This is a genomic window from Candidatus Chloroploca mongolica, assembly GCF_004762035.2.
Lineage (GTDB): Bacteria > Chloroflexota > Chloroflexia > Chloroflexales > Chloroflexaceae > Chloroploca > Chloroploca mongolica.
Map to the genome: position 1 here is coordinate 1 of NZ_SIJK02000122.1, position 6,011 is coordinate 6,011.

Annotated in this window: 4 protein-coding genes; 3 read left to right on the forward strand and 1 reads right to left on the reverse strand. The window is 55.8% G+C overall.

The genetic code is table 11. The annotated features are described in order from the left end of the window. Positions 1 to 237 precede the first annotated feature (237 nt). The 3 genes from EYB53_RS24845 to EYB53_RS24855 all read left to right on the forward strand — a co-directional run bounded on the left by EYB53_RS24845 (position 238) and on the right by EYB53_RS24855 (position 3,453). Entirely contained in the window at positions 238 to 555 is a 318-nt protein-coding gene (locus tag EYB53_RS24845; protein ID WP_135482224.1) for a hypothetical protein, read from the forward strand. A 657-nt stretch (positions 556 to 1,212) separates the two neighbouring features. Further along, entirely contained in the window at positions 1,213 to 2,352 is a 1,140-nt protein-coding gene (locus tag EYB53_RS24850; RefSeq protein ID WP_135482228.1) for a WD40/YVTN/BNR-like repeat-containing protein, read from the forward strand. A gap of 969 nt (positions 2,353 to 3,321) precedes the next feature. Then, positions 3,322 to 3,453: a Txe/YoeB family addiction module toxin gene (locus EYB53_RS24855; RefSeq protein WP_135482231.1), complete on the forward strand. Its 132-nt coding sequence runs from the start codon at positions 3,322 to 3,324 to the stop codon at positions 3,451 to 3,453. A 42-nt stretch (positions 3,454 to 3,495) separates the two neighbouring features. On the opposite strand, the gene EYB53_RS24860 is transcribed toward EYB53_RS24855, so the two are convergent. Continuing rightward, the coding region (locus tag EYB53_RS24860) for a class I SAM-dependent DNA methyltransferase (RefSeq protein WP_135482233.1) at positions 3,496 to 6,011 on the reverse strand (2,516 nt) is incomplete at its 5' end.

Here is a 6,011-nt window from a genome sequence, read left to right on the forward strand (position 1 = left end):
CATATAGTGCAGTTCGGGCTTGCACGGCCCGGCAACATTGAAACGCCGTGGCATGAGGTTGCTCCTGGTCTTGTGTAGATCAAGTATACCATGCCCATAGCGCACTATAGGGAGGGACGACTGTTGGTGTCATGGTTTTCAAGAACACGTACCCGCTGCGCTGGCCTTTTTTGGTCGACCAGAGTATGCTAAACTGGGGATCAAGAATGCTAAAAAGGCCTACCATTGGAGCTTGCTATGCTGCGTACTCAGCTTGAGACTGCGATTCAGGTCGCTGAACAACGCCTCGTACTTGCGACCGGTGGGGCAAATGTCTGCCAACTGCAACGCGATGGCCGGGTGACCGGTGGCGTCAAGTACGATGAGGGCTGGCTTGTGGCGCTGGTGACGTTGCGCCGGAGCCTCCGCACCGAGGCTGAGGATGCTCAGGTTGTCGCCGAACAGCGTGCCACCTGGCAGGCTGCCCTGGCCGAACAGCAGCAACGCATCCCCCCATCCCTGCCGTGGCTCGCCTATCGTCAGGGCGGCGTGGATGCGCTTGCGCAGTTGTCTTAGTACCAGTATCTTGCAAAGAAGGCGGTTGTTTTGACGCAAAGGACCAAAGGCGCAACGTTTTTCGCGTAGGTGAGCTTGACCCTTCGCGACTTCGCGGCTTCGCGTGAGCTTATTTGAAAGATACAATCCACATCTGGATGTCCCTCATTGCACTGGGGCTCATCGCTATGGTTTTGTTGACCGCCTGCACCCAGGTGGGCATCTCGCCGACCCCGCAGCCCGCACAACGCACGCCTTCTCGCCTGCCTACCGGGACACCGACAACCGTTTCTCAAAGCACCGCAACGACCGTGCCCACGCTTCAAGCTGACATCGAACTGGTTGAATTGACACCAGCCAGTACCGTCTGGTCAGCGGACCCGATGCCACCCCGCCCCAGCCTTAACCGCAACCCACACCTGCTGCGGTCGTGACAGGCGATGCCTTCGCGTGAGCTTCTTTGAACACTAGTGGGCCTCGCACCGACCAGGATCGTGGCTAGGCGGCAACCGTGCAATCGTAGCACTATACAGAGCAGATTTAGGTGGTATCATCGTAGTAGAGCACGGGTAAGGCTGAGCGAGACCGCTGAATCGCTGTCTAAATTCATGTTAGGCACACCGTCCAAAACGGAAACCAAGTCATCAGCCATTTGAATATCAGCAACAAGGAGTAGCCATGTCTGACAGAAAGAAAGCAGTTCATAGCTTCCTAAGAATGGCGGGCATATTCATGTGGGCAATGTTGATAGCCAGCATCAATCAGAAGATTGAACCTCACTCCCATACTATACATGCAGCAGGAGACCCGAATATATCAGCATTGCAATGTGCTCAACTTAAAATTGATCAGGTTGCCACATCCTCTGATTTACCCAATGTAATTGCTCTAAATGTAAGTTTTCAGGGCAGCTCCTTGCCACCGCGGCTCAGCACGGATGGTGGCTCTACATGGCAGGTAGTTCCCACAATGCCCGCATCTGCTATCAGCGGTATAGCCATTGCCCCTCGTCAAGATCCAGTGGCACCAGTGCGAATTTTAGCCTATTCAGGAGAGTCTCTGTATCGCACGGGTGATGGAGGCCAAACTTGGGCTGAACGAGATTTTGGCCTTGATGGACCGCTTCATGCCTTTATTACTGGCATGGTTGCCTCACCTGCAGATGGAAATCGCCTGTACATTTTCGCGACTTCATGGTGGTATGGCCCAGACTGGCTCGACTCTTGGGCCTACTTGAGTACAGATGCTGGGATAAACTGGACAAGAGTATATACAGTTAGCTTGACGACTATTGGCAACCCAGTGCTATCACCAATAAGCCCCGAAGATGGATTTGTTCGGGTTCATGAGTGGCAAGACACTCATTATTGGCAAAGCTACACGTTTCCCGTTGATACACTTGCATTGGATGCGCTTGCCTCTGAGCATCTCTACGGGCTAGCTGATTTCAACCCCCAGGAGTATCCTGCAATATATTACATGTCGGGCAAGAGTAGCAACGACGGAGGAAGGAGTTGGACACCTTGGGAAACTATGCCTTCAGGAGGATGTGGGCAGTTACTGGCTCACCCTACACAGACACAGAGATTATTAGCGCGTTGTAGGCAGGGACTGTATCATAGCACAGATGCAGGGAATCACTGGGAACAGGTATCACCTATAGCTGGAAATAACCTAATCCCGAATTATGGATCCCCTGGTCAATTGTTACAAGTGAGAGACGATGGGCTTTGGCAAAGCAACGATGATGGCCTTACATGGTTCCAGATTTTCTCAACCTGTCTCTACAAGGTTTTTTTGCCCATGATCGTCCACTAAAAAATATTCAAAAAGATGTGCCTAACCCTGCATGCACCCGACTTGCCTTACGCGCCGAGAACAGACTGAAGTTAGATGTAATCAAGGAAAGGCAAAAGCTAGGAAGATGAAAAGACACCACACGAGCTTTATATGTTACGAGATCAGTCTTCACGACCGAAAGGAACCATCTACACGTATGTTACTGACATGGAGCGAGAACCTAGCGCAGAAAACCCCTATTGACCAAATCTTCACAGAGATGACATTTGACCTGAGCCGCCGAACACGCTCTGTCGCCGACCCCGCTGGCGTGGGCGATCATCTGGGCGCGAGTTAGGCCGCAAACGGCGGCGTTCTATGGCTCTTCCGACGCGCGGCGACGCAGTTCCGATCAACACGCCCATTCCACCGCCCGGTGGCGAACAATCCGCAGTTTGCTCCGTTCGTCTCGTGCTGACGCTCGTCTCGATCCCGACGCCTGCCAGTGGGGCGGCTAAGGGCCATCGTTGGGTGGCTTATGCAGCGACGTTCCCAGTAGGGCTACGTCAACGTGGTAGGGACACCGATCAGGGCAAGCGCGGCCCCTACGGAAGCGGCGGTCACCCACTGGCGAGGCCGACGGCAATCAGGGTGAGCAACCGGTTCACATCGAACACCCTCAAGCCAGATGTGCGCGTGGGCGTCGCGATCGGGAGGTACTGGCCGAGAGATCGGGCAGCGCGGGACGAGGCGCGTCGCCGCACCGTTGCGCGCTCTGGGTCACTCTCCTTTGCGCCTTTGCGCCTTTGCGTCAAAAGCGAGGATGCGTAGCTGGCACGGGCATTGTGCTTTTGGTAAGTGGTCAACAGGTTGTGCTCCTACCCCAGCAAGCATACGCGGCGTGGCAAGAAACGCGCTACCTGCTGGCGAGTCCAGCCAATGCGGCTCACGTACGCACGTCGATCGCCGAAGTCACGGAAGGCGTGATCGCAGAACGGAAACTCTTTGATGTATGAAACCCTACCGCTGAAAGCCAACCTGAGTGGCTATTGGTCACGACGCATCAATGACGAGCATCGTCTCGTCTACACTGCTACGGGCGACGGGATTATCATCGTTGCTTGTCGCTATCATTATTAAGGTAACAAGCCCCTTCACCCCTGCTTACCGCTCTTGTTGCAACTATAATAAGGTGAGGTTGTCCTTGTCGTCGGTATGCGTCTCCACGGCGCCAGCCGCTGCATCACCCTGCTTGGCCGCCCGCTCGAGATTCAACGCCAACAGCCGCGCCAGGATCTCCTCGTCGCTCAGGTCATGCGGCCAGCCATAGGCGTCACAGACAGCCTGATCAAGTTCCGTGTGCGCCTGGTCAAGCCAATCAGGGCGCTGGTTGTAGAGCTTGGTGAGCGTGCGCTGCTTGAGCTCGGCCTCGGTCACGTCAGGCGGATTCAGCCAGGCATCGCGCTGCGCGACGAGTCGCTGCGCAGCGTCGCTGATCGCGGTAATGCGGGGATCATCGAGCGGCTCTTGGCCAGGCGGCCAAGGGAAGGGGAAGGTTTCGAAGGTGGTTGAGGGGGTGTAGCGGGGGCGATCTTCAAGTGAGGTGCCGAGTCTCAAGGCCCAGATTTCATGCGGGCGGGAGTGGAGCACGCCGAAGAAGTAGTCGTCGTCGCGAGCGAAAACAATGAGCTGATGGTCGGGAATAGTTGGCGGGTAGACCCATGCAAAGATGCGATGTTTGGTGAGATTGGGGGTACCGATGAAGCGTTGAAACGGTACTAATGTACGGCGCATCGCTGGTCTTGGCTCGACATGGAGCCACCACCGCTCGCGGTAGGCCGCACGATTATTTTTCGCCCGCTCAGGTTTGACCTCACGTTCAATGTGAGCGAAGGGCAAAGCGTAGAGCGCGGCATCAGCCTCTGGCATATCGACGCCAAAATCAACAATGAACATGCCCCGTGGTCGCCGAGTGATGTCGAGGCCGTTCACCCATGGGCGAACGACATCACGGTTTGGGCGTCCATTCGGGTTGAGCGGAGCTGTCAACATCTGCACAGCTTGCTCAGGCGTCAAGTCAAAAGCGCCACCCTTTGTGTCGCCCATAAAGGCTATACCACTGTTTTCAGTTAGTCGCTGTGCCTGCGTAAGATTGAGATCGCCTGTTAAGTCAGGGTTGATGTGCTGAGCGGAAGATCCGTTAAAAGAGCGCTCTTGCTCAACACCCGTGTCAAACCCAATCATGGAGACTTCGACTGCTGCACCATTCAAAATCCACGGTCGTTCATTCCATGCCATAAAGATGTCGCCACTCGCCTTAATACGCTCCAACACTTTGCGATTGGCACCACCGCGAATTGAGCTAGTCGCCAGCAAGCCCACACGCTGCACATGACCCTGCTCGATCAACGCCCGTGCGCGCTCAAACCAATAAGTCACAAGGTCAGCCTCACGTGGTACGCGACCATCGTAGAGCATGAAAACTGTATCCACGTAGGAACTACCAAGCTCTGTGCGCAGGCGCTTGCCCCCCAAAAACGGCGGATTGCCAATAATCACCTCAGCCTCGGGCCACGCTGGCTCAACCGGCGTGCCGGTCTCGTCAAAGGCCAGGATCGCGTCCATACGCTTGATCGTGTCAAGCGGCTGGAGGATCGGCTCTTTCAACTCGGCAAAGCCGTTGTCTTTGTGCCACTGGATATAGCCGATCCAGACGGTCACCTGCGCAAGTTCATGCGCAAGCTCGTTGATCTCGATGCCATAGAGTTGCTCGGGACCAACGCTAGGCAGCATGCGGGTCAGGCCCAGATCAGCCCCCAGGTTGATCACCTGCTTCTCGAGGTCGAGCAGTTGCTTCAAGGCAACGTAGAGAAAGTTGCCCGATCCGCAGGCCGGGTCGAGCACACGAACACGCGACAGTTCACCCGCGAAGGCCATCAGCAGGCGGATAAGCTCATTCTCAAGCCGGTTGCGCTTTGCGCCACTTGCCGCATCACGTTGGCCCGCAAGCTCACGTGCCATCGCCTCAACCTCGGCCCATCTGCGGCGCAAGGGAGCCATGAGCACCGGCTCAACAATCAGCATGATGTCATCACGGCTGGTATAGTGCGCCCCAAGCTGCGAGCGCTTCGCCGGGTCAAGACTGCGTTCAAACAACGTGCCAAAGATCGACGGCTCGATAGCCGACCAGTCAAGGGCGCTGACCCGCTCAAGAATGTGCAAGCCATCGCTATCAAGCGGCAGCGCCGTATCATCCTCAAACAGCCCACCATTGAAGTTCTTAATCTCGTCGGTGCCAAAGTAGCCGCCGGTTGCCATCGCCCCAAAGAGCGCCTTGATCTGCGCGGTAAAGGCAGGCGCTTTATGACGGGTCGCATGAATAATCCGGGTGAAGATCCCAGCGGGAAGGAGCCCCACATCTTCGGCGAAGAGACAGAAGAGCAGGCGAATCAGGTAGTGGGCAATCGCCTGGGGCTGCTCACCATAACGACGGAGCAAGTCAGCCAGCCGGGCAAACTCGGCTGCGGCGGCTTCCGTCACCTGCTGAATCGTCAGACTTGGCTCAAGCGCATACGGGTGAAAGAAGACGTTGCGGAGCATCTGCAAGCCTTCTGGTGTCTCCAGATCGGCCAACGCGAGCGTATGCGTCTGCTTAACCGTATTGACAAAATTGGTATGAATAACGATGGTCTGAATAT